Origin of the sequence: Candidatus Caldatribacterium sp. SIUC1 (assembly GCF_051549785.1) — a bacterium.
In the GTDB taxonomy this organism is placed as follows: domain Bacteria; phylum Atribacterota; class Atribacteria; order Atribacterales; family Caldatribacteriaceae; genus Caldatribacterium.
Genome location: NZ_CP189974.1, coordinates 219,114 through 242,176, shown reverse-complemented (window position 1 = coordinate 242,176; position 23,063 = coordinate 219,114). Strand labels below are relative to the sequence as shown.

Sequence of the window (23,063 nt, the reverse complement as noted above, 5' to 3'; positions counted from 1 at the left end):
GACATGCCTGGGCGAATCATGATCGTGGATGACGCTGCGTTTATGCGGATGATGCTTAAGGATATCCTCACAAAGAACGGGTACGAGGTGGTGGCGGAGGCCAGCAACGGCAAGGAAGCGGTGCTCAAGTATGAAGAAGTGAGGCCGGACCTCGTCACCATGGACATCACCATGCCCGAAATGGACGGCATCACCGCGGTGAAGGAAATCCGCAAACGTGACCCCAATGCTCGCATCATCATGTGCAGTGCCATGGGTCAGCAGGCCATGGTGGTCGATGCCATTCAGGCTGGGGCCCGGGATTTCATTGTCAAACCCTTCAAACCTGAACGGGTCATTGAGGCGGTGAAGAAGGTCCTGGGCAATTGAAACGATGGAGCGGGTTCTCCCCTGGGGTCTTTTGCTCAAAGGGATTCGGCGTCGCTTACAAGCCGCGTACGTGGCCTTTCGAACAAGAGACGGTACGCTCCTCTACAACGGACTCCACAGGTACCGAAAACCAGTGGAGGAGGCCTTAAAAAACCCTGCCTTCCTGCAGAGCGGACTCCACTTCTTCGTACAGGGAGAGGAGCTGTGCTTTTTCCGGGCGGAGACCCTTGGGGAGCACCTGTTGTGGGTGAGTGGAGGTCCGCTCCGGGACGGAGAACCTCCCCCTGTGTACACCCTGAACCCTACCGAACGGCGGATGCTCCTTTCGGTTCAGAGCATTGAAGAAAGGCTCCTGCGCCTTTTCTTTTTCCACTTCCCCCTGGGGGTGGTGTTCCTTTCTTTTGGGGAAGGACGGATTCTCTTCTGGAACAGCACCATGGAGGCCTTAACGGGGAAGAGGGAAAAGGAGGTCCTGGGCCGGAGGTGGGATGAGATCTTCCCGCAGGAAACGCTCGATGATATGTGGCAGAGTTTGCGCTTTGGTGAGGAGTACCTGGTACGGAACTTTCGCCTGCAGCGGAACTCTGCCCTCAATGGCGATCGCCTCCTGAACCTCCGGTTTTTCTCCTGGCAGGAAGGGGAGACCATGCGGGTAGTGGGGCTTGTGGAGGATGTGACGGAGCGCGCTCGCTGGGGGGAGAGCATCCGCCAGATGGAACGGCTCTCAAGCATTGGCCGGTTCATCTCCAGTATGGCCCACGAGATCAACAATCCCCTGGGGGTCATCTACGGGTACACCCAGATGCTCCTTGCCCAAATCGAGGGGAACAGCAACTGTTCCACCTGCCAGATGACCCGAAAAGTCCTGGAGAAAATCGAGCGGGAGGCCGCGCACTGCAGCGAAGTCATCCGGTACCTCGTGGATTTTTCCAGGCCTCTCGTGCTCCAGCGAGAGCCCACGGACGTCAATACGCTTTTGCGCGAAAGCCTTGCGCTGGTGGACTTTTTCTGCACGGAGAACGAGCGGGTAGAGTTCGCCCTTGAGGAGAACCTCCCCCTTGTTCCGGTTGACCGGACGAGGATGCGCCAGGTCTTCATGAACCTGGCGAAAAACGCCTTTGAGGCCATGCGAGAACGGGGTGGGGTCCTCCGGATTTCCACCGAGAGCGTGCTCCTTGAGAATGTCCCCCCCTGGGAGGGGAAGAAGAGGTTCTCAAGCTATGTGAAGGTTGTCTTTGCCGACACGGGGAAAGGTATTCCTGAGACCCTTCTTCCCCGGATTTTTGAGCCCTTCTTCACCACAAAAGAACGGGGAACGGGCCTTGGTCTCTCAATTTCCTACGGTATTGTCCGGGCCCATGGGGGGTGGATTGAGGTGACCTCAAAGGAAGGTGTGGGCACCAAAGTCCAGGTCTTTCTCCCTGTAGAACGGGGGTCTGAAGCATGAACTCGAGAAAGCCTCGCCTTGTTCTCGAGCCCCTGCAGAAACGTCAGATGGTTCCCAAGATGATGGTGGCGAGCACGCTCATGGCCCTGCCGCTTTTAGAACTCGAGGCTCATCTTGAGCGAGTGCTTGAAGAGAATCCCCTCCTTGAGGTCCGGGAGGGCACCGTGTGCTTTGGCTGTGGTGCTGAAATTCCAGGGTATCCGGATCGGTGCCCCCGCTGTGGGCGGTACCTTGGAAAGAGCGAAGAAGTCCCGGTGGAGGACGTTGCGTCTTTGGGTAGGGAACGGGGATGGAAGGAATTCTGCTTTGATGAGATCCTGAGCCTTGCCGGGCTTCGTGAGGACGAAAAGCGCATTGTCCGGGTGCTTTTCGCCCATCTCGATGCCGAGGGGTTCCTGCGGGAGAGCACAGAAACCCTGGCTTTTGAGCTTCGTGTGCCGCCTGAAAAGGTCGAGGAAGTCGTGGAGAAGGTGCGTCGTGCAGGATTCCCGGGTTTTGCAGCTCAGGACGCCGTGGAGTTCCTCCTGATGCAGCTTGCGGATCTTGGAGTTGGAGAAAGCCCACAGGTGCTGCGCCGGATGTTCCGGGAAGACCCCGACCGCTTTGCCGCCCTCATCCGCCCCTACAGGGATCGTCTCTTCTTCTCTCCCGCCCAGGCCTTCGAGAGCTCCCTTGGCCGGGAACGGGAGGACCTTGAGGAGGCAAGGTCCTCTGTGTATCCCGATGCCGAAATCGTGGAGGTTGCAGAAGGAGAGTTTGCCGTTGTCCTTGTCCCCTCCTTCTCCATGCAGGTGACTCTAAGCGAGACGGTCCTTGCTTTCTGGCGGAAAAACCATCGAGAGCTCCCAGAGCGGGAGCGCCACTTCTTTCGGGAGAAGCTCCGAGAAGCCCGGGAGGTGCTGTCGTGCCTCTCGTACCGGTACCGGACGCTCCTTCGGGTGCTCGAGTACATTGTGGAGCGGGAACAGGAGTTCTTCCGCCGTGGTCCTTCCTTTTTTGTCCCCCTCACCCAGGGGGAAATCGCCGGGGCTCTCGGAATAAGCGTGAGCGGTATCTGCCAGGTACTCAAGGGGAAGTTCGTCCGCCTTCCCGACGGAGTGGTGCGGAGCGTGAAGTTCTTCTTCGATGCTTCCTACCCGGTGAAGGAGGCCATGCGGGCGATTCTTTTGCAAGAAGACCCTCGTCATCCGTTTTCCGATCGGGAAATCGCCGAGAAACTCAAAGCCCAGGGCATCTGTATTGCCCGGAGGACTTGCACGCTCTATCGGGAGGAGATGGGGATTCCGCCGTCCCACCTGAGGCGGCGTATCCTCAAGCTTCAGAAGAAGGGAGTGTAGAGCCTGTGGATATTGGGAAATTCCTTGAGGAGTACCGGAAGGGGATTCGGGAACTTCGGGAACAGTCTCCCCGGAGTGTCAGTCCTTTTCTCACCTTCTACCACGAGGTTATGGCCGATGGGGCCCTGTCCCTGAAAACGAAAGAGCTCATCGCCCTGGCCATTGGTGTTGCCATCCACTGTGAACACTGTGTGGTCCTCCACGTTCAGGGGGCAAAGCGAGCAGGAGCTACTCCTGAGGAAATCCTCGAAGCCGCCCAGGTTGGGGTAGTTATGGGTGGAGGACCCGCCTTCACCTTTCTACCTCTTGTGGCCCAGGTTCTTGCGCACTCCTGAGGTACCGCAGGAAGTCTGAGGCCGGGGTGAGGATGAGGGTATCGCCCTCTTGCAGAGACTTCTCGTAGAGCTCCAGGGTTTTGAGGAAGACAAAAAACTCGGGGTTCTTCGCGTAAGCCCTGGCGTAGATTCGCAGGGCCTCGGCTTCACCCTCACCCCGCAGCATCTGCGCCTGTTTCTCTGCCTCGGCGAGGATGAGCGCCCGTTCTTTGTCGGCCTCAGCCCGGATTTTGGTGGCCTCCTCCTCACCTTCAGAGCGGTACTGCCTTGCCTGGCGCTCTCTTTCCGATTTCATCCGCTGGAAGACGGCTTCCTCGTTCTGCTTGGGAAGGTCCGCCCGCTTGATCCGAACGTCCACAATCTCCACGCCAAACTCCCGCGTTTTTTCGTTGGAGCGAACCGTAACCCGGTTCATGACCTCTCCTCGCACTCGGGACACAAGGTCAAAGAGGTCCACCCGGCCGATTTCGGTGCGGAGTTCGGAGTACACCACATCGTCAATCCGAACCACTGCGCCGCTTTCGCTCACCACAGTTCGCAAAAAGACAAGGGGGTCAGCGATGCGCCAGCGGACGTAACTATCGACCACGAGAGTCTTTTTATCGCGGGTGATGACCTCCTCAGGCGGGGAATCGTACTCTAAAAGCCGGCGCTCGAATTTCTGCACCACCTGGAAAGGGTAGGGGAGTTTAAGGTGGAGTCCGCTTTCCTGGACCACCCGGACTGGTTTCCCGAACTGGACGATGACACCCTGCTCCGTTTCGTCAAGAACGTACCAGGGCCTGAAAAGGGCAAGGAGAACGAGAATAAGGACGGCAAGCAGGAGGCGTTGCGCCAGGCTTTTCCTATTCACCGCTTTTCTCTCCTCCAGAAAGCGGAAGGAATTTCAGCGTTCCCTGGGAGGCGGCTTCCTCATCGAAGATGAACTTCCTGACCTTCGGGAGGATGCTCGTGAGGGTTTCCAGCCGGAGTCGTTCCCGGGCGGTTTCCGGATTGAGCTCGTATTCTCTGAGTACAGAAAGGAACCGGGCAACCTCTCCCTCAGCTTTTCTGATCGTAGTTTCTTTGTAGGCCTCGGCTTCTTTGAGGATGCGAGCAGCCTCTCCCCGGGCCTGGGGCAGAATCTGGTTCCGATAAGCCTCGGCCTCGTTGATGAAGCGGACCTTGTCCTCCCGGGCGCTGGCCACATCCTTGAACGCCGCCACCACTTCCTGCGGGGGCTGGACATCCTGGAGCTGAACGGCGATCACCCGGATTCCCGCCTCGTACCGGTTGAGGATGTCCTGAATGAGGTTTCTGGTTTCCTCCTGGACCTCGGCTCTTCCGGTCGTGAGCACCTCGTCAATCGTCTTTTTCCCCACAACCTCCCGGAGGGCGGCCTCCGCGGCGTTTTTCACCGCTTTCTCGGGGTCTTTGATGCGGAAGAGGTACTGATAGGGGTCGCTGATGCGGAACTGCACGATGAACTGGCAGCTCACGATATTCTCGTCCCCGGTGAGCATGAGGGATTCTTCGGGAACCAGGGCGTACTTCGGTGGGGGACCGGGAGCGATGGTTCGAAAGCCAATCTCTACCCGCCGGACCTCGGTGATTTTCGGGCGGACCACGCTTTCGAAAGGATAGGGAAGCCGGTAGTGGATTCCCGGTGGAACGGTACGGTGGTAGCTCCCGAGGCGCCGGACCACCCCCACCTCATCAGGCCCCACAACGTACACACCGCTTAAGGAGTAGAGGATGACGATAGCCAAGAGGACATAAAGCCCCAGGCGCCTGAAAAAGCGGATAATCCGCAGCGTGGAAATATCGATGACTTTCCCCTCAAACCCCTCGCCGTACATGTCTTTATCTTACCGGAAAAGGGCGGGGGATGCAAGGCGAAAAAGGCGGGGCAGAAGCCCCGCCTTCGTCACACCTTGAACCGCCCCACGAGCTTCTGCAGGTTCTGGGCCATCTGCGCCAGGGCCTGGATGGCCGAGTTGACCTCTTCAAGAGAGGCATTTTGCTCTTCGGTGGAGGCCGAGACTTCTTCGCTTGAGGCGGCGTTTTCCTCGGCCACAGCGGCAATGGAAGAGATGTTCTCGGTGATGTTCTGTACCCCCTGTGTGGTCTTGCTGATGAGCGTGGCGCTGTCTTTGGAGAAAGCGACGACCTCTTCGGCGCTCTGCAGGGTCTTTTCCTGGAGCAGGAAGGCTTCCTTTAAAGACCCAAAAAGGTTCTCGATGTCCCCCTCGAGCCGTTCGATGGCCAGGAGGATTTCGTTGAAGTTCGCAGCCACGTTCTCGCTCTCCTTGCTCCCGGCCTCGACTTCGCTCCGTGCCCGTTCCATGTTCTCAACGGCCTGTCGGGTATCTCTCTGGATCTCTGCGATGAGGGCACCAATCTGTTCTGCCGCTTTTGCGGATTCCTCGGCGAGTTTGCGCACTTCTTCAGCCACCACGGCAAAGCCCCGTCCGGCTTCTCCGGCTCTTGCCGCCTCAATCGCCGCATTGAGGGCAAGGAGATTGGTCTGCTCCGCAATGCCGGTGATGAGGTCCACGATTTTGCCAATTTCCTGGGAGCGTTCTTCAAGGACGTGGATGCTCTCGGCCACCTTTTCACTCACCCGGGCTATGGAGGAGACGTTCTCAATGAGCCGCTGCAGGGCCTGTTTCCCTTTCTGGGCTTCACCTCGAGTGGTTACGCTTTCCTTCTGGGTGCTTTCCATGGCCTGCTGGATCGCCTCGAGGGCCTCCCGGTTCTTGGCGAGATTCCCCTGCATGAGGGCGAGGAGCTCCAGGTTCCTCCGGGTGGCCTGGGCGATTTTCTCCGCCTGTTCCCCTATGCGCGCGGCCTCTTCACCGATTCTCTGGAGCTCCTCGCTCTGGCGGGTGGAGCCTTCTGCGACCTGGGAGATGGTCTTGGTAATTTCCTGGGTGGCTTTCGAGATTTCATCGATGGAGGAAGCGATTTCTTCGCTCGAGGAGGCTAAGGAAGAGGAAGTACCGAGGATCTCGGTCACGAGTTCTTTGAGGTTCCCAAGCATCTCCAGGAAGGACCGGGCCAGGACAGCCACTTCGTCGCTTCCTAAGGCAACGCCTTCGAGGGCCTTTGTGTCCACCCTGAGTTCACCCTGGGCTACCTGGTTGATGATGTCCTTGACCCTGGCAATACCTGAGGATATCGCACCGGAAACACCAAGCGACACCACGGCGACGACAACGGCCACGGCGACGATGATGAGGAGGATGACATTCCGGAGTGCAAAGACCTCACCGAAGAGCTCCTCTTCCGGGACGTTGCCCGCCAGCGTCCAGGGGGCAGCAGCAAGAGGAGTGAACGCCACGAAGAACCTCTGGTCTTTACTGATACTCTCGAGTTCTTTGGCGCTCAGAAGGGCCGTTCCGTACCCCTTTTCCCTCTGGAGCATGCGCCTGCCGATGGCGTTCGCACTCTCTGAGCCCATTTCCGTGACGTTCATCTTCATAATGACGCTCTCGTCAGGGTGGGCGATGACGTACCCTTTTGAGTCTACGAGGAACCCGTAGCCAGTCTTCCCGAGCCTCACCGAGGCCACAAGCTGCGACAGGGTCTTTGCCTCAGCCGTCATGGCAACGATGCCCCGGAATTGCCCGCCGGTTGCGATAGGGTAGGCGATGACGATGATTCTGTTCCCTGTAGCTTTTGAGACCACCATGTCTGAGACCTGGGGCTTTCCGGTCTCCCTGGCTTTCTTGAAGTACTCCCGGTCGCTGATATTTGCCTGGCTATCGAGCGTCGTCCAGGCCGTTCCGTCCTCGTGGGCGAAGAAGTACATTTCTGCCTGCGGGTCGGCAACATCGAGGGTTTTCAGGACGGGGAGCGTCCGTTCTGGAGAGAGCGCTCTCACGTCCTCCCACTCGCTCAGGGCCCGGAGGCGCTCAACCTTCTCGTTGAGCCACTGGTCAAGGGCAAGCGCAGTGGTTTCAAGGAGCGCCATGGACTCTCTTTTGGCGTTCTCTTCGAGCTTCCCCTGGAACACCTTTGTGCTGTAGTAGGTCACGGCCACGAGGGGAGCGATGGAGAGGAGGAGGAAGAAAGAGAGGAGTTTCGCTTTGAGGCTTCTGAACATAAGACCACCCCTTTTCAGGAATTTTTGCGTGGTGCATGCTTTGACCCTGTTTTCTCCCAGAGGTATCGGCACCTCTTTCGGGAACTTTAGGGGGAGTTTTTTTTCACCGCCACCCGTACCACAGAAGTCCGAGGATTCCTCCACAAAGGAGCAACGGGATTTCTTCGATTTTCCCGAAAAAGAGCAGTGCTCCTCCGGTGATGCTCAAGAGCAACCCGAACCAGTCGTGGATGCCATCCTGGATGACCGAGAGCGCAACCCGAAGGAGCAGGGCAAGAAGTGCCGGGCGCAGCCCCCGGAGGAACCCTGCAACGTACGGGTTTTCCCGAAAGCGGGAGAGGAAGGTCACCACAAGGAGGGTGAGGAATACCGACGGGAGGCAGAAGGCTCCGGTAGCAACGAAAGCCCCAAGCATCCCCCCGACTTTGAACCCGGTGAACGTGGCGGCGTTGATGGCGATGGGTCCTGGGGTGAGCTGAGAGAGGGCAAGGAGCTCAAGGAACTCGGGTTTTGAGAGCCAGCGGTACGTGTCGACGATTTCTCGCTCGATGAGGGGAAGGGCGGCAAGCCCCCCACCGAAAGAGAAGAAACCCACCCGCAGGAAGGCGAGGAAAAGCATAAGGTACGTCATCGCCGCAAGAAAAGCCCCAGCCCTCCCCCAAGAAGGACGACGAAAAGCGGGTGGATGCCGGTGAAAAGCAAAAGCCCCAAAAGCGCGGCAGCGAGAATGAAGTCCACGGAATCCTCAGCCGCTTTTCTGCCAATCTGCCACACGGCAAGCACAATGATGGAGACAACGACGGCCAGTGCCCCCCGGAAGAACGCCTGGATGAGGGGGAGTTCCCGGAAACGGAGGAGGAAAAAAGCCAAAACGACGATAGAGAAAAAAGACGGCAGGGCGGTAGCTAAAACGAACGCAAGCTGCATGGTAACCCCGCCAATCATGAGTCCCACCAAAGACGCAGTGTTCACGGCTAAAGCCCCGGGGAGGCTCTGGGCGATGGAGAGGGCCTCAAGGAAAGCGTCTTCGCTCAGAACCTTCTGCTTTTCCACGAGTTCCCGCCGGATGAGGGGAATCATGGCGTATCCCCCTCCCCAGGTGAAGGCCCCGATTTTCAGGAACGTCAGAAAGAGCGGGAAGATACGCCGGTGCCGCTCAGACATCGCCGTCGAAAGTAGTAGTGAGGTGTTCTGCTTTTTCCTCCACCATTTTGCGCAGGGACTCCTTATATGCTCGCACCCGTTCCCGGACCTCGGGGTACTTGATTCCCAGGATTTCGGCGGCGAGAATCCCCGCGTTCCGGGCCCCGTTGATGGCCACAGTAGCCACCGGAACCCCGGGAGGCATCTGGACGATGGAAAGGAGCGAATCGAGCCCCTGGAGGGCTGAGCTTTTCACCGGAACCCCGATGACCGGAAGGACGCTCACTGATGCCACCATACCGGGAAGGTGAGCCGCTCCTCCTGCTCCGGCAATGATGACCTCGATGCCCCGTTTTTCTGCTTCCTGGGCGTATCGGAACATGCGTTCGGGAGTCCGGTGGGCGGAGACGATGGTGATCTCGTAACTTACCCCGAATTCCTCAAGGATTCTGGCCGCTTCCTCCATAACCGGAAGGTCTGAGTCGCTCCCCATGATGATGCCGACCTTTGGTGCCTTCATGGTCCTTCCTCTCCCCCCTGACTTTCAGAATGTTTTTCACCCTAAGGGCTTTTTCGAGAGCCTCTTTGAGGGTTTCCCCAAGAACGGTCACGTGGCCCATTTTCCTGAACGGCCGGGTTTCTCGCTTTCCGTAGAAGTGGAAGAACACCCCATCAACGGCCAGAGCCTCGTCAAGGCCCTCCACAAGGGGTGTACCGCTTTCCCCCTCTTCCCCGAGGAGGTTCACCATGACTGCAGGAGAAAGGAGCCTTGTTGAGCCAAGGGGAAGCCCAAGGATCGCCCGCAGGTGCTCTTCAAACTGGGACGTCGCGCAGGCCTCGATGGTAAAGTGGCCTGAGTTGTGCGGCCGTGGAGCGATTTCGTTTACGAGAAGTTCCCCACTTTCAGTGAGGAACATCTCAACGGCGAATATCCCCACTCCCTCGAGGAGTTCCACACACTTTCGCCCGAGCTCCTCTGCTTGCTCGGCCACCTCCTCGGGAATCCGGGCCGGGGCAAGGGCGAGGTCACAGATGTGGGCCCGTTCCTTGAAAACCATCTCCACCACGGGATACGTGCGGATTTCCCCTGTGGTGCTTCGGGCGACAAGAACGGCAAGCTCTCTATCAACGGGCACGTATTCTTCAAGGTATGACGGTCCCCGCAGGCGCTTCGGAAGGTCCTCCTCCCCCCGGAGAATGGCCACGCCCCTTCCGTCGTACCCACCCCTTCGGGCTTTCTGCACCAGAGGGAATCCAAAGGACCGGAAGGCCTCAGGAGTGTCCTCTTCAAGGGGAGCAAAGCGGGGAACGGGAATACCTCCCCGCTTGAGCACCTCCCGCTGGCGGAGCTTGTCCTGGATGATTTCAAGGAGCTCGGGAGCAGGACGGATTTTGTCTTTCTCCGGACAGGCCTTAAGGAAAGCGGTGTTCACATGCTCGATGTCGTATGTCACCACATCGCTTGTGGCAAGGAGCTTGCGGAGACCTTCCTCGTCGTAAAAACCTGCAGTGATTTCCAGGTCGGCAATCTGTCCGGCGGGGGAAGCAGGGGTGGGGTCAAGAACAGTTACAAAAAACCCCATCTTTTTCGCTTCCTGCACCATCATTTTCCCGAGTTGTCCGCCACCGATGATGCCAATCCTGAAAAAGGGGAAGCGCCGTGCCTGCATCATCCTCACCGGGTTTTGAGTTTTTCTTCCATTGTACCATGGAAATGGGGAAGGGCTTTCGGAAGTTTTGGCAAAGTATTTCATCTCCTCATGGTGGAGGTGAGCGGATGTCCTGGGACATGGTGCGAGACCCGGTGATGCAGGTCCTGGAACGAGGCCTTGATTACTCCACGGTTCGCCAGAGAATTCTCGCACAGAATGTCGCCAATGTTGAGACGCCTCGCTACAAGAGAAAAGACGTGGACTTCCAGAGCGTTTTCCAGGATGTGCTCCAGAGAGGAGAAACCCTGCCGCTTTCTGTAACCCACAGGGCCCATTTCCAGGACCAGGCGGAACATTCGCAGGAAGCGAGAGTCCTTGAGGAAGAGTACATCGTTCGCCAGGATCGCTCCGGGGTAGATGTGGAGAAAGAGATGGTGACCGTGGTAGAGAATGCCCTGTACTATCAGGCACTTGCCCGTATGGTGTCCGATAAACTCGGTCTTCTGCGAACCGTTATCCGGGAGGTGCGGTAAATGAAGATTTTCCGCTCTTTCGACATCAGTGCTTCAGCCCTTACGGCTGAGCGGCTTCGCCTGAGCGTCATCGCCGCAAACATCGCCAACGCCGAGACCACCCGCACGCCTCAGGGGGGACCGTACCGGAGAAAAGAGGTCGTGTTCACTCCCCGGGCGGATGGAGGGGTGGAGGTTGCGGCTATTCAGGAGGATACCAGAACCCCTCCCCGAATTCTGTACGATCCAGGGCATCCCGATGCCGATGAACGTGGTTTTGTAGCGTACCCCAATGTCCTCGTGGTGAACGAGATGGTGGACCTTCTTGCCGCAACCAGAGCCTATGAGGCCAACGTTGCGGCGCTCAACGCCACAAAGAGCATGGTCACAAGCACCCTGAACATCGGACGATAAAGGAGGTATGGCGATGGAAGTTCTGCGGGTGTCATCCCCCTCCTTGCCTTTTGTGGAGAGGAAAACGGAAGGGGCCCCTCAGGGTGGGGGCTTTGCCGAGAAGTTCTGGCAGGCCCTTGAGGAAGTGAATGCCCTGCAAAAGGAGGCTGACCAGGCGGTCCTTGAGGTAGCCCTGGGGAAGGAGGAGAATCTCCACCGAGCCATCATTGCCCTGGAGCGGGCCAATCTTGCCCTGGGTCTTGCGGTTCAGGTGCGGAACAAGGTCATCGAGGCGTACCAGGAGATCATGCGGATGCAGGTGTAAGCAATGCGGAGTCCCCTTGCGGATTTCACAGAACAGGTGAAGAACGTCTGGGGAGGCATGACCCAGTCACAGCGAGTGCTCTTTCTCCTTGTGAGCACCGCTCTTTTCGCTGGCCTCATCACGCTCTTCCTCTATTCCGGGAAACCGGATTACGCACCGCTTTTTCGGAGCACTGATCCGCAGGAGACCGGCCGGGTGGTTGATACTCTTGCAGAACTCGGGATTCCCCATCGTCTCTCAAGTGGCGGAACAGTGGTGGAGGTTCCTCAGGATCGGCTCCATGAAGCCAGAATGAAGCTCGCCCAGAAAGGTTTCCCCACCCGGGGAACGGGGTTTGAGGTTTTCGATAAGAACACCTTTGGGCTCACGAGCTTCCTTCAGCGGGTGAACTACCAGCGGGCCCTGCAGGGGGAGCTCGAGCGGACCATCATGCAGCTTGCTGAGGTTGAGGCGGCCCGGGTGCACGTGGTGCTCCCAGAGGAGCGGCTTTTTGCCGAGGACAAGAAGGAACCTACGGCCTCGGTGGTTTTGCGGCTTCGTCCTGGGGCAACCCTCAAGGAAGAACAGATTGAGGCCATTGCCCGCCTTGTAGCTAACAGTGTCGAAGGCCTTGATCCTCAGCGTGTGGCCATCGTTGACGATCGGGGGAATATCCTGGCAAGTGGCACGAAGGAAGGGACGACTCTTCTTGGCCTTGCCAATCTCACGGCCACGCAGCTTGAGGTGAAGCGTGAGGTCGAGGAGACGCTCACCCGGAGAATCCAGACGATGCTCGAGAGCGTTCTGGGTCAAGAACAGGCCGTGGTTCGGGTGAGTGCTGAGTTGAACTTTGAACGACGGGAGGGAGAGAAGGAGGTCTTTGAACCGGTCCTTGAAGGAGAGGGCATTGTCCGAAGTACCAGGGAGACCGAGGAACGGTACGAAGGTACTGCCACACCTCCTGGAGGTACCGCGGGGGTGGCTTCCAATATTCCCGTGTACGGAGAACCGGAAGAACGAGGTACCCAGAGCACCTACAACCGCCGGGAGTCGACGGTGAACTACGAGGTGAACCGGATTCTGGAGCGATTCAGCTCTTCTCCGGGAAGGATTGAGCGGCTTTCGGTAGCTGTGCTCGTGGACAGCACCCTCCCTCCTGAAGCTGTAGAGAAGGTGAGGTCGGTCGTTCAGGCGGCGGCGGGGATTGACTTCTCCCGGGGGGATACCCTCATCGTGGAGGCTCTCCCCTTCAACCGGGCGATGTGGGAAGAGGAGCGACGAGCCCTGGCGGCGCAGAAATTTGCCGACCTCCTTGATCTCCTTTTGAAGTACGGCGTTGTGGTGTTCCTGGCGTTGCTTTTCTACATCCTGGGTCGGCGGATTCTCGTTGCCGCCACCACCCCTCCTCAGGAAGTGGTGGCGGAATTCTATGAAGCCGAGGAGGCTCCCGAAGAGGAGGTCACAGAGCTCCCCTCGGTTCGCCCGCCGGAGCTCACTCCTGAAGAACGCATGCGTCTTGAGCTGCAGCGGCAGATGGAAGAGGAAATCCAGAAGCTCGTCCAGACCAGCCCGGCCAATGTTGCCAAGCTCATCCGGAACTGGCTGAGTGAGGAGTGAGGGGTATGGCCATCGTCCCAAGGAAACACCTCACAGGAAGGCAGAAGGCGGCGATTCTCCTTGTGAGTCTTGGGCCAGACCTTGCGGCCCAGGTGCTCAAGCACTTAAGCGACGAGGAGATTGAGGATCTGACCCTTGAAATTGCTACGCTTGAGAAGGTCCCTCCGGAAGTCCGGGACGAAGTCGTCAACGAGTTCTACCACATGGCCATTGCCCAGCACTACATCGCCCAGGGAGGGATCGAGTACGCCCGACAACTCCTGGAAAAAGCCCTGGGACCACACCGGGCCCAGGAAATCATCTCCCGCCTTTCGGCAACTCTCGAGGTCACACCCTTTGAATCGCTGCGGCGGGCCGATCCCCTGCAGCTGCTCAACTTCATCCAGGGAGAACATCCCCAGACCATTGCCCTCATTCTCTCGTACCTCAAGCCCGAGCAAGCGGCGACGATTCTTGCCAATCTCCCGGAAAGCGTACGGGGGGAGGTGGCCATGCGCATTGCCCTTATGGACCGCACAAGCCCCGAGGTGGTCCGGGAGATTGAGGCGGTTCTTGAGCGAAAGATTTCCACCTTCCTCGTTCAGGACTTCACCCGGGTGGGCGGGAAGAAGAAACTCATCGAGATCCTCAACAAAAGCGACCGGGGGACGGAAAAGAGCATCCTTGAAGCCCTTGAGGAGAAAGACCCCACCCTCGCCGAGGAGATCAAATCCGAGATGTTCGTCTTTGAGGACATCGTGCTCCTTGACGACCGGGCCGTGCAGCTTGTTCTGCGGCAGGTCGACACCAAAGACCTGGCCCTGGCCCTCAAGGGGGCTTCCCAGGAGGTCCAGGAGAAAATCTTCCGGAATATGTCCCAGCGAGCAGCCCAGATGCTCAAGGAAGACATGGAGTACATGGGCCCGGTGCGCGCGCGCCTGGTGAACGAAGCGCAGCAAAAAATCGTGAACGTCATCAGACGCCTCGAAGAGGCCGGAGAAATCGTCATCGCCCGTGGAGGGGAGGACGAGATCATTGTCTAAGGTGTACAAGCGCGTGGAGCTTCTCCGTTCTTCTTTCCCTGTGGGGCCAAAGGACGAGCCATCCGGACATGCCGGGGAGGGTCGACCTCTCCCCTCCCTTGAGGAGCTTGCAGAGCTCAGGGAAATGGTCCTCAGGGAGGCTCAGACGGAAGCCCAGCGCATCCTCGAGCAGGCCAGAAGCGAAGAAGAAGCCATCCGTCGAAGGGCGGAGGAGGAGGGACGACGGAAAGGGGAGAATGAAGCCCGGGAGGCGCTGCGTAGAGCCTGGGAGGAACGGGTGGGTATTCTTGAGGGATGGATAAAGGAACTCCGAAAGGTGCGGGAACTCAACTGGCAGGCGCTGAAAGAACCCCTCCTGGATCTCGTCTTTGCCCTGGCAGAGAAGGTGATTGGTCGGGAGGCGGAACGGGCACCCTTTGTGGAGGAGACCATCGTGCGAGCCCTCCTTCGTCTGTCCCAGCGAGAGCGGGTGGTGATCCGGGTGAACCCCGAGGAGTGTCTCCTTGTGCGGGACCTCAAGGACGATCTCTTCCGCAAGGTTGAGGGGCTGGAATTCGTGGAAGTGAAAGAGGATCCCAGGATACGGCGGGGTGGGTGCATCGTGGAAACACAGTTTGGGAACGTTGACGCCCGGCTGGAGACCCAGATTGCCGTGCTTCGGGAGGAAGTAACACGTATCCTCGAGGAGGGAGACCATGTTTGACCCTGCGAGGGTTCTTGAGCGCCTCCGGGACATTGAGACGCTCCGGGTGAACGGCAGGGTGGTGCAGTCGGTGGGGATTGTGATTGAGGCCCAGGGACCATCCTGCAGTCTCGGAGAGGTCTGCGCCATTCGTTCCAGGGAAGGTGGGAAGGAGGTCCTGGCAGAGGTCGTGGGCTTCCGGGGAGAGCGGACGCTCCTCATGCCCCTGGGAGAGCGCAACGGCATAGAGCTCGGGAGCGAAGTTGTGGCCCTGGGGAAGAAGGGGCGGGTCAAGGTGGGTGCGGGGCTTCTGGGGAGAGTCCTTAATGCTCTGGGAGAGCCCATCGATGGGAAGGGACCCCTTGAGGTGGAGGACGAATACCCCTTGGAGTGCGATCCCCCAAACCCTCTCTCCCGGCGACGCATCCGGGAGATTCTCCCCCTGGGGATCCGGGCGATTGACGCTGTCCTCACCTGCGGTAAAGGACAGCGGGTTGGGATTTTTGCGGGAAGTGGTGTGGGTAAAAGCACGCTTCTTGGGATGATTGCCCGCCGGGCCCAGAGCGAGGTGAACGTCATTGCCCTTGTGGGGGAGCGAGGGCGAGAGGTCAAGGAGTTCATTGAGCGGGACCTCAAGGAAGAAGGACTGAAGAGAAGTTGCATCGTGGTGGCGACCTCCGACCAGGCCCCCCTCCTGCGTATTAAGGCGGCGTTCTGCGCCACCGCGATTGCCGAGTACTTCCGGGACCAGGGCAAGGACGTCCTCTTCATGATGGACTCCGTGACGCGCCTGGCCATGGCCCAGCGGGAACTGGGCCTGGCGGTGGGAGAGCCCCCCACAACCCGAGGGTATACTCCTTCGGTCTTCACCATGCTCCCCCGTCTTATGGAACGGACGGGGAATTTTGCTTGTGGCACCATCACAGCGCTGTACACGGTGCTCGTTGAGGGGGACGACATGAACGACCCCATTGCCGACACTGTGCGGTCCATCCTCGATGGCCATATCGTTCTGTCCCGGAAGCTCTCGTTTTCAGGCCACTATCCGGCCATTGACGTCCTCCAGAGCGTGAGCCGTCTCATGCCCGATATCACCACCCCAAAACACCAGGCCATGGCCCAGAAGCTTCGGGAGGTGCTCTCGGTGTACCAGGATGCGGAGGATCTCATCAACATCGGAGCCTACGAGCGGGGGTCCAATCCCCGGATTGACTATGCGCTCTCTGTGATCGACCGGGTTCGGGAGTTCCTCCGCCAGGGAATTGATGAACCTGCGCCCTTTGAGGAGACCCTCAGGCGGCTTGAAGAACTCTTCGGGGAGGTTGTCGGATGAAGGGGTATCACTTCCGGCTCCAGAAAGTTCTCGATACCTGTCGACTGAAGGAGGAGCTCATCGAAGTCAAACTCGCCGAGCTTGAACGCCTTGCCGAGTCCCAGCGGGCGCACCTCTCTGCCATGGAGGAAGAAGAGCGGGCACTCCTTTCGGAAAGGCGGGCAAAGCGTGAGCAAGAAGGAGCCGTGGCCATTGAAGAGGAAATCTTCTATGAGCGGTGCCTTGAGAACCTCCGGCTGAAGGTGGAGCGGCTGCGGATGTACCTCCGTTCCCTCGAGGAGCAGATTCGCCAGACCCGAGAGGAACTCGTTGCCGCTGCCATGGAGCGGAGGGTTCTGGAGAAACTCCGGGAAAAGGATTACGAGCGTTTCACTGTGGAGGTTGAGCGGAATAACCAGAAGGCCCTTGATGAGATTGCCGTGCAGCGGTATGCCCGGAGGGAGGACCGGTGTTCGGGAATGTAGCGCGAGTACTTTCTCGCATTCAAGAGATTGAACGACGGTTCGGTGTCCGTAGTCCAAAACGGGCAGAAACCCGTGCTGCGGGTTCTTCTTCGCCCTCCTTTGAGGAGGTCATCGCCGAGTGCGCAGAAAAGTACGGGGTGAGCCCGGCGCTCGTTCGCAAGCTCATTCAGGTGGAGTCGGGTGGGAACCCCAGGGCGATTTCACCCAAGGGGGCTATGGGGCTCATGCAGCTTATGCCCGAAACGTGTCGGGATCTTGGGGTTGTGAACCCTTTTGATGTTCGGGAAAACATCGAAGGAGGGGTACGGTACCTCCGGGGGCTCCTCGACCGCTTTGGGAGTCTGGAACTCGCCCTTGCGGCGTACAATGCCGGTCCCGGAAAGGTGCGAGAGTACGGAGGGGTTCCCCCCTTTGAAGAGACCCGGGAATTCATCCGGAAAGTCCTGGAGGGTTAAGGGTGGAGAAGAAAGGGAAAAAGGCGCCCCGGATAGCCCGGGAGAAAGTCACCGCTGGGAGTGTCAGCTCAACGAAGACCCCAAAGAAGAAGGGGAACGCAGGGGAGACGGTGCTTTTGCTTCTCGTCTTTGGTGTGACCTTTCTTGTCTTTCTCCAGTTCACCGGGATGGTCGACCTCCCATTTTTGCGGTTTCTCCCTTTTGGGAAAGGCAAAGTCGAGGCCCAGCGGGAGACTGCCTCCGAGATGGCGCTGCCCTCTGGGACGCCGGAAGTCCTGTATCCGGGGCCAACCCTTGAGAACACACCTCCTGCAGAAGGTGAGGGAGGAAACGGAGAGATTCAGGAAGAAGGCGTTCAGGAATCTCCGGTGGCGGTGGTGGTGAGTCCGCTGCCTGAGGCGACGGAGGAGACGGTGGGGGTTCCCAGAGTTCCCCCCGAGGTTCCCTCTCCCTCCCCGTCTCCTTCGGGGAACCTCTCCCGGGTGGCCCGGATTTACAGTGCCATGGAGCCGAAGGATGCGGCGAAAATCCTAGAGCAATGGAGTGATGAGGAGGTGGTGCAGGTTCTTTCCGCCATGAAAGAGCGGGATGCGGCCCGGATTCTCAACGCCATGAGTGTGGAGAAAGCCGCGTCGGTTTTGAAGAAAATGCGTGAGGGGAGGTGACAGGATGAGCGGTTGCTTCTGTATTCCCGGTATCCCGGCCCTTGAGGGATTCGTACCGGGCGAAGGCTCAGTCAAAAAGGCCGTACCGGCGGGCGCGGGGGATTTCAGCGCGTTCCTTGAGGCGTACTTGAAGAATGCCGGTCTTTTCGCCGTACCGTACCTGTTCCCCGTGACGAAGTCCTGTGGCGCTTCGTGCGGGAGCACAGAAAGTCCGGAGAATGCGCCTCTTCCGTGCCCTCTGAGCACCCAGAGTAGCGTATCCCTGAGTTGCCCGGGTGCGGCCTCCCTGGAGGCAGAAGAGGTCCAGGATCCCCTGCAGGAGTTTTCCACGCTCCTTTCCGATGCCCTGGAGATGGTGGAGAGCTTCACCGTGACGCTTCGCCTCGGGGAGGGCGATGTGACCGTGAGTGGCGCCCGGGATACCCATGGGGTGTTCTCCTTCTCCATCGGGGGGAAGAAGGAAGCCCTTGTGGAGTTCTTCACCATGCTCTTTGAGAACCTCAAGGCGTGGATTGTAGGAAACTCAGAAGAAAAGCCCCAGTGCGCCAGGCTCCAGTGTGGGTGGTCATCGCCGGAAAACGGGCAAAGCGGAGCTGCGGTATCCGCCGTGGAGGTGACAGGTGTTCCCGTCCAGGAAAGTATGGATGAACCAGAAGTTGTGCTGGAGAACGCTTCCTCTCCGGTCACCGAGAATGAACTCCCAACCCAAGGCACTGCTCCTTCTTTGGTTGCCGAAGGTGAGTCTCTGGTGCAGGATGTCCCTTCTGAGGGTCAAGACGAAGCCTTCGCGGAAGCTCCTGAAGCTTCTTCCCGGAAGCACCCCGGGTTCTCCCAGCAGGGAGACTCCGCGACTTCTCCGGAGACGGCCACGTCCTTCGAGGAAAAAGCCGCTACCCCGGTCCTTGGGATGAAGAAAGACACGGCGAAAGACAGCACCACCTCTTCTGAGGAGGGCATGACGCCTTCCTTCGCCCCGGCAAAAAACACAGAAGGTACAATGCCTCAGGACGTCAGGGTTTCGGTGACCTCTCCCAAAGAGGTTGCTCAGGTCTTTGAAGAGGTGCTGAAGGTGGCCTCGGAAACGAGGGGCCGGAAGGAAGTGGTGCTCCGTCTTGAACCGGAACACCTTGGGTCTATCGTCGTCCGCCTTGAGGAGCGGGAAGGGCAGATTCGCTGCTTCTGGGAAGTGGCTGACCCTGGAACCCGGGAACTCCTCCTAAAATACCTGCCGGCCCTTGAAGCGCACTGCAACGCTTTGGGGATGCCTTTCGCAAACTTCTTTGGAGATAGTCGGAATGCGTACGCTTTTTCAAACTTCCGGTGGGCTCGGGCTTCAGAGAGGGACAGAGATGATGAGGTGCCCTTTGAGGATCCGGAGGTTTCTCGGGTGAATCTCTTGGTGTAGGGGTGAGGGCGATGGCATCGCTTTCCGGAATCCAGGGTGTACCTTCGGGAAACGTCACAGAAACCCCGACGTCGAAGAGCCGGACAACCCTTGACAAGTACGCTTTTTTGAAGCTCCTTGTGTACCAGCTCCGGTACCAGAACCCCCTGGAACCCTTGGGGGACCAGGAGCTTGCCCTGCAGCTTGCCCAGTTCTCAACGGTTGAGGGCATCCAGAACCTGAACAAAAGCATGGTCGCCCTTCTCCTCATCCAGGCAGGGAACCTGGTGGGGAAAGCGGTGACCCTGAAGGATGGGACGAGCGGGGTTGTCTCGGGGGTGATGCTTCGGGATGAAGCAGTGTACGTGCTTTTGGGGGATTCACCGTACCTGGTCACAGACCTCGTGGAGGTTGAGGGTACATGATTGAGCGGGTGCGAAGCGTTGCCGAAGGTTCTCGAAGCTCTCCCTCGCAAAAGGGCAGCACCCTTCCTTTTGAGCGTGTCCTTGACCAGGAAATTGTCTTTTCAGCGCACGCGAGGCGAAGGCTCGAGGAGCGGGCCATCCCGCTCTCCCAAAAGGTCAAAGAGAAACTCGAGGAAGGCCTCCGAACTCTTGAAGCCAAGGGTGGCAGAACGTCGCTGATCGTCGTTGACGGCGTCGCCTTTGTGGTGAACGTCCCGGAGCGCACCGTCATCACCTGTGTGGAGAACGAAAATCGGGTCTTTACCCATATCGATTCTGCGCTTTTCATGAATACGGCAGGCCGGTCCGCAGAGTCGGGGGCCTGCGGAAGGGAGGTTCAGAAGCCATGATGCGGTCGTTGTTTTCCGGGGTCTCCGGTCTCAAGAACCACCAGACCCGGATGGACGTCATCGGTAACAACATCGCCAACGTCAACACCGTGGCCTTCAAGGCCAGCCGGGTAACGTTTGAGGATATCCTGAGCCAGACCATCGAAGGCGCCCGAAGCCCTCAGGCCGGGGGAACCGGAGGGGTGAACCCCAAGCAGGTGGGCCTTGGGGTGCGTATCGGCAGCATCGACACCCTCTTCACCCAGGGAGGGTTACAGACAACCGATAACCCCACGGACTTTGCCATTCAGGGGGATGGGTTCTTCGTGGTGAGCGACGGGCGCCAGGTGTACTACACCCGGGATGGCGCCTTCAAGCTCTCTGCCGATGGTGCTCTCGTGAACTCAAGCGGCTTGAGGGTTCAGGGATGGCTGGCTGACGCCAACGGCATCATCGATACCACAAAAGCCCTCCAGGACATCTTTATCCCTGTGGGGGCCCAGATGAAGCCGAAGGCCACCGAGAACATCACCTTTGAAGGAAACCTGGATGCGAATGCCGCAAGCGGTGCTACCTGGGTAACCAGTGCCCAGGTGTACGACTCCCTGGGGAACGTCCACACCCTCACCGTTACGTTTACAAAGGCGACGAATTCCAATGAATGGACTTGGGAAGCCACCCTTGACGGGGGAGGGGTGGGGGGTTCTGGAACCATCACCTTTGGGACCGACGGTCTTGTGGCTTCAGGAGGGACTGGAACGGCGGCATTCACCATTCCCGGGGCGAACGCGCTCAACCTTACCATCGATTTCTCAGCGCTCACCCAGTTTGGCGGGAACCCCTCAGCGTACATCAGCTTCCAGGATGGGTACGAAGCAGGGTCTTTGGACATGGTGACCACAGACTCCAACGGGGTCATCACCGGGATTTTTACGAACGGCCAGTCTAAGCCCCTGGCTCAAATCGCCCTGGCCACGTTCCCCAACCCCGGGGGACTGCTCAAGCAGGGGAGTAACCTCTACCAGATTTCCAATAACTCCGGACTTCCGAGCATCGGTCCGGCGAATTCCGGTGGCCGGGGGAGCATTGCCGTGGGGGCCTTGGAGATGTCCAACGTCGATTTGGCCCAGGAGTTCACCAACATGATTGTGACCCAGCGGGGATTCCAGGCCAATTCCCGGGTTATCACCACGTCCGATGAAATGCTCCAGGACCTCATCAACATCAAGCGGTAACGTGAGGGGGGAGATAACCTCCCCCCTTCTGGGGGTGAGAGGGAGTGATTGCGCTCACGAGGCTCAACGGCTCGGTGTTCGTGCTCAATGCGGATCTCATCGAGACCATTGAGGCCACGCCGGATACGGTCATTTCCCTGGTGACGGGGAAGAAGTACGTGGTGCGGGAGAAAGTCGAGGAGGTGATCGACCGGATTGTGGCATTCCGGAGGAAAACGGGAGTGGGGAAGATTCTCATCGGAACCCTGGAGGAAAGAACGGAGGAGTAAGCCATGGACATAGCGACGCTGGCCGGACTCGGTATCGGGATTGTTCTCGTTTTCTGGGGCATGCTGAGCTCTGCTGGAGGGAACATGCAGATTTACATCAACATCCCCTCCATCCTCATCACCGGTGGGGGGACGTTGGCCGCCACTATGATCAGCTTTCGCCTCAACCAGGTGATGAAGGCGATGAAGCTCTTCCAGATTGCCATGCAGGAGAAGCTCCCCGACCCTTCAGAAATCATCGGGACGCTTGTGGCGCTGGCGGAGAAGGCAAGAAAGGAAGGGCTCCTGGCGCTTGAGGAGGAAGCGAACCGCTTTGATGACCCCTTCTTCAAAAAGGGCATTCAGCTTGTAGTGGACGGCACAGATCCCCAGCTTCTCAAAAGCATCCTCGAGACGGAACTCCTCTTCATGGAGGAACGTCACAAAACCGGACGGGCGGTGTTTGAGACCATGGCGAGTTTTGCCCCGGCCTTTGGGCTCATCGGAACCCTCATTGGTCTTGTGGCGATGCTCGTTCACCTTGACGACCCCAAGAAGGTCGGGCCGGGAATGGCGGTGGCCCTCCTCACCACCCTCTACGGGGCGCTCATCGCGAACCTCTTCTGCCTTCCGGTGGCGAATAAACTCAAACTCCGGAGCGCTCAGGAGATACTCCTCAAAGAGGTCATCATCGAGGGCATCCTCTCCATTCAGGCCGGGGATAACCCAAGGATTGTTGAGGAGAAGCTCAAATCCTTCTTTGCTCCGGAAATCCGGGAGCAGTTTGAACGGACCCGGGAGGGCCAGGAACGGGTCATTCCCCTCCGGCAAACGAGAGAGGCGTGAGGTGAGTTCCAGTGCCAAGAAAGCGCGAGGAAGAAGCGCCGCCTGGTGCACCACTCTGGGCGCTGACCTATGGGGATTTCATGTCGCTGCTTTTGTGCTTTTTCGTCCTTCTCTTTGCCCTTTCTACCATTGACGTTGCCCGGTTCAAGGAGATTGTGTCCTCCATTCAGGGGGCTTTAGGTGTCCTTGAAGGAGGACCGCGGGTGTTTTCCCCTTCAGAAATCCCCGTTCCCAAACCCCCGAGCCAGCTCAGTCCATCAGGGGTGGTACAGCTGAAACTCGTCGGGCTCATGAAGGAGATTGAGCGAAAGCTCATCCAGGAAGCGCAACTCTCACCGGAAAAGGTGAGCGTCCGGATTGATGAGCGGGGGCTTGTGGTGACCTTCCTCGATAACGTCTTCTTTGACATCGGCAGAGCAAACCTCCGTCCGGAGATGATTCCGGTTCTCGATGCCCTTGCTGAAGTCCTGAAGAAGATTCCCAACGCTGTCCGCATCGAGGGGCACACCTGTGACCTTCCCATCAACACGCCTCAATTCCCCTCAAACTGGGAGCTCTCTGCAGCCCGGGCGATTGCCGTTTTGCGGTACCTCATCGAGAAGCAGGGGATTCCCCCTGAGCGTCTCATTGCGGTAGGATATGGAGAGTACCGTCCTCTTGTTCCCAACACGAGTGAGGAGAACCGGCGGAAGAACCGGAGGGTTGAGGTGGTTATCCTCCGGGAGGAGTAGGGAGGAGGG

At 58.6% G+C, this 23,063-nt stretch carries 28 protein-coding genes; 21 read left to right on the top strand and 7 right to left on the bottom strand.

All coding sequences use genetic code 11. The features are described from left to right. Positions 1-3: 3 nt before the first annotated feature. From ACP6EK_RS01275 to ACP6EK_RS01260, 4 genes are read left to right on the top strand one after another with little or no spacing between them, the layout of a single operon-like run. Complete coding sequence (locus ACP6EK_RS01275) at positions 4-369, top strand: response regulator (RefSeq protein ID WP_438316777.1); 366 nt, start codon at positions 4-6, stop codon at positions 367-369. 4 nt (positions 370-373) lie between these two features. Continuing rightward, complete coding sequence (locus ACP6EK_RS01270) at positions 374-1,816, top strand: two-component system sensor histidine kinase NtrB (RefSeq protein ID WP_438316774.1); 1,443 nt, start codon at positions 374-376, stop codon at positions 1,814-1,816. Continuing rightward, positions 1,813-3,153, top strand: a complete 1,341-nt coding sequence (locus ACP6EK_RS01265) for a hypothetical protein (RefSeq protein WP_438316771.1) — start codon at positions 1,813-1,815, stop codon at positions 3,151-3,153. Before ACP6EK_RS01270 ends, ACP6EK_RS01265 begins: the two co-directional genes overlap by 4 nt. A gap of 5 nt (positions 3,154-3,158) precedes the next feature. Further along, positions 3,159-3,488: a carboxymuconolactone decarboxylase family protein gene (locus ACP6EK_RS01260; protein WP_017890083.1), complete on the top strand. Its 330-nt coding sequence runs from the start codon at positions 3,159-3,161 to the stop codon at positions 3,486-3,488. Here ACP6EK_RS01260 and hflC read toward each other — a convergent pair. The 7 genes from hflC to ACP6EK_RS01225 all read right to left on the bottom strand — a co-directional run bounded on the left by hflC (position 3,445) and on the right by ACP6EK_RS01225 (position 10,388). Then, positions 3,445-4,341: a protease modulator HflC gene (hflC, locus tag ACP6EK_RS01255; RefSeq protein ID WP_438316768.1), complete on the bottom strand. Its 897-nt coding sequence runs from the start codon at positions 4,339-4,341 to the stop codon at positions 3,445-3,447. The genes ACP6EK_RS01260 and hflC overlap by 44 nt on opposite strands. Continuing rightward, entirely contained in the window at positions 4,334-5,326 is a 993-nt protein-coding gene (gene hflK / locus ACP6EK_RS01250) for an FtsH protease activity modulator HflK (protein WP_438316765.1), read from the bottom strand. Before hflK ends, hflC begins: the two co-directional genes overlap by 8 nt. Positions 5,327-5,394: 68 nt before the next feature. Then, the gene (locus ACP6EK_RS01245; RefSeq protein ID WP_438316762.1) at positions 5,395-7,575 is read right to left on the bottom strand and encodes a methyl-accepting chemotaxis protein; all 2,181 of its coding nucleotides are present in this window, start codon (positions 7,573-7,575) and stop codon (positions 5,395-5,397) included. 103 nt (positions 7,576-7,678) lie between these two features. Then, positions 7,679-8,206: a chromate transporter gene (locus ACP6EK_RS01240; protein WP_438316759.1), complete on the bottom strand. Its 528-nt coding sequence runs from the start codon at positions 8,204-8,206 to the stop codon at positions 7,679-7,681. After that, entirely contained in the window at positions 8,203-8,739 is a 537-nt protein-coding gene (locus ACP6EK_RS01235; protein ID WP_438316755.1) for a chromate transporter, read from the bottom strand. Before ACP6EK_RS01235 ends, ACP6EK_RS01240 begins: the two co-directional genes overlap by 4 nt. Further along, a complete protein-coding gene (gene purE / locus ACP6EK_RS01230) occupies positions 8,732-9,238 on the bottom strand; it encodes a 5-(carboxyamino)imidazole ribonucleotide mutase (protein ID WP_438316752.1) in 507 nt (168 codons plus the stop codon). The genes ACP6EK_RS01235 and purE overlap by 8 nt, the downstream gene beginning before the upstream one ends. After that, positions 9,159-10,388 (bottom strand): 5-(carboxyamino)imidazole ribonucleotide synthase, encoded by a 1,230-nt coding sequence (locus ACP6EK_RS01225; protein ID WP_438318800.1) that lies wholly within the window; start codon positions 10,386-10,388, stop codon positions 9,159-9,161. The genes purE and ACP6EK_RS01225 overlap by 80 nt, the downstream gene beginning before the upstream one ends. Positions 10,389-10,495: 107 nt before the next feature. Between ACP6EK_RS01225 and flgB the strand changes: the two genes are divergently transcribed. From flgB to ACP6EK_RS01140, 17 genes are read left to right on the top strand one after another with little or no spacing between them, the layout of a single operon-like run. After that, entirely contained in the window at positions 10,496-10,903 is a 408-nt protein-coding gene (gene flgB / locus ACP6EK_RS01220; protein WP_438316749.1) for a flagellar basal body rod protein FlgB, read from the top strand. Continuing rightward, positions 10,904-11,296, top strand: a complete 393-nt coding sequence (flgC, locus tag ACP6EK_RS01215; protein ID WP_438316746.1) for a flagellar basal body rod protein FlgC — start codon at positions 10,904-10,906, stop codon at positions 11,294-11,296. It begins immediately after the preceding gene. A gap of 13 nt (positions 11,297-11,309) precedes the next feature. Then, positions 11,310-11,600 carry a flagellar hook-basal body complex protein FliE gene (gene fliE / locus ACP6EK_RS01210; RefSeq protein ID WP_438316743.1) on the top strand — a complete coding sequence of 97 codons (291 nt, stop codon included), beginning with the start codon at positions 11,310-11,312 and terminating at the stop codon, positions 11,598-11,600. Positions 11,601-11,603: 3 nt separating this feature from the next. Then, on the top strand, positions 11,604-13,196 hold the full coding sequence (gene fliF / locus ACP6EK_RS01205) for a flagellar basal-body MS-ring/collar protein FliF (RefSeq protein WP_438316740.1): 1,593 nt from the start codon (positions 11,604-11,606) through the stop codon (positions 13,194-13,196). A 5-nt stretch (positions 13,197-13,201) separates the two neighbouring features. Further along, positions 13,202-14,218 carry a flagellar motor switch protein FliG gene (fliG, locus tag ACP6EK_RS01200; protein ID WP_438316738.1) on the top strand — a complete coding sequence of 339 codons (1,017 nt, stop codon included), beginning with the start codon at positions 13,202-13,204 and terminating at the stop codon, positions 14,216-14,218. A gap of 1 nt (position 14,219) precedes the next feature. Further along, positions 14,220-14,921, top strand: a complete 702-nt coding sequence (locus ACP6EK_RS01195; RefSeq protein ID WP_438318797.1) for a FliH/SctL family protein — start codon at positions 14,220-14,222, stop codon at positions 14,919-14,921. Next, positions 14,914-16,233 carry a flagellar protein export ATPase FliI gene (gene fliI, locus ACP6EK_RS01190; RefSeq protein ID WP_438316735.1) on the top strand — a complete coding sequence of 440 codons (1,320 nt, stop codon included), beginning with the start codon at positions 14,914-14,916 and terminating at the stop codon, positions 16,231-16,233. Before ACP6EK_RS01195 ends, fliI begins: the two co-directional genes overlap by 8 nt. Next, complete coding sequence (locus ACP6EK_RS01185) at positions 16,230-16,697, top strand: flagellar export protein FliJ (protein WP_438316732.1); 468 nt, start codon at positions 16,230-16,232, stop codon at positions 16,695-16,697. The genes fliI and ACP6EK_RS01185 overlap by 4 nt, the downstream gene beginning before the upstream one ends. Further along, positions 16,682-17,152, top strand: coding sequence for a lytic transglycosylase domain-containing protein (locus ACP6EK_RS01180; protein WP_438316729.1), 471 nt, complete (start codon positions 16,682-16,684; stop codon positions 17,150-17,152). Before ACP6EK_RS01185 ends, ACP6EK_RS01180 begins: the two co-directional genes overlap by 16 nt. Before the next feature lie 2 nt (positions 17,153-17,154). After that, positions 17,155-17,817, top strand: coding sequence for a MotE family protein (locus tag ACP6EK_RS01175; RefSeq protein WP_438316727.1), 663 nt, complete (start codon positions 17,155-17,157; stop codon positions 17,815-17,817). Positions 17,818-17,821: 4 nt separating this feature from the next. Next, entirely contained in the window at positions 17,822-19,222 is a 1,401-nt protein-coding gene (locus ACP6EK_RS01170; RefSeq protein WP_438316725.1) for a flagellar hook-length control protein FliK, read from the top strand. Positions 19,223-19,233: 11 nt separating this feature from the next. Further along, positions 19,234-19,626, top strand: coding sequence for a flagellar hook assembly protein FlgD (locus ACP6EK_RS01165; protein WP_438316722.1), 393 nt, complete (start codon positions 19,234-19,236; stop codon positions 19,624-19,626). After that, the gene (locus ACP6EK_RS01160) at positions 19,623-20,015 is read left to right on the top strand and encodes a hypothetical protein (RefSeq protein WP_438316719.1); all 393 of its coding nucleotides are present in this window, start codon (positions 19,623-19,625) and stop codon (positions 20,013-20,015) included. Before ACP6EK_RS01165 ends, ACP6EK_RS01160 begins: the two co-directional genes overlap by 4 nt. Then, positions 20,012-21,229, top strand: a complete 1,218-nt coding sequence (locus ACP6EK_RS01155; protein ID WP_438316716.1) for a flagellar hook protein FlgE — start codon at positions 20,012-20,014, stop codon at positions 21,227-21,229. The genes ACP6EK_RS01160 and ACP6EK_RS01155 overlap by 4 nt, the downstream gene beginning before the upstream one ends. A gap of 44 nt (positions 21,230-21,273) precedes the next feature. Next, positions 21,274-21,498, top strand: a complete 225-nt coding sequence (locus ACP6EK_RS01150) for a flagellar FlbD family protein (protein WP_438316713.1) — start codon at positions 21,274-21,276, stop codon at positions 21,496-21,498. A gap of 3 nt (positions 21,499-21,501) precedes the next feature. Continuing rightward, positions 21,502-22,323 (top strand): motility protein A, encoded by an 822-nt coding sequence (locus ACP6EK_RS01145; protein ID WP_438316710.1) that lies wholly within the window; start codon positions 21,502-21,504, stop codon positions 22,321-22,323. Between the two features lie 11 nt (positions 22,324-22,334). After that, on the top strand, positions 22,335-23,054 hold the full coding sequence (locus ACP6EK_RS01140) for an OmpA/MotB family protein (RefSeq protein ID WP_438316707.1): 720 nt from the start codon (positions 22,335-22,337) through the stop codon (positions 23,052-23,054). The last annotated feature ends 9 nt before the right edge of the window (positions 23,055-23,063 follow it).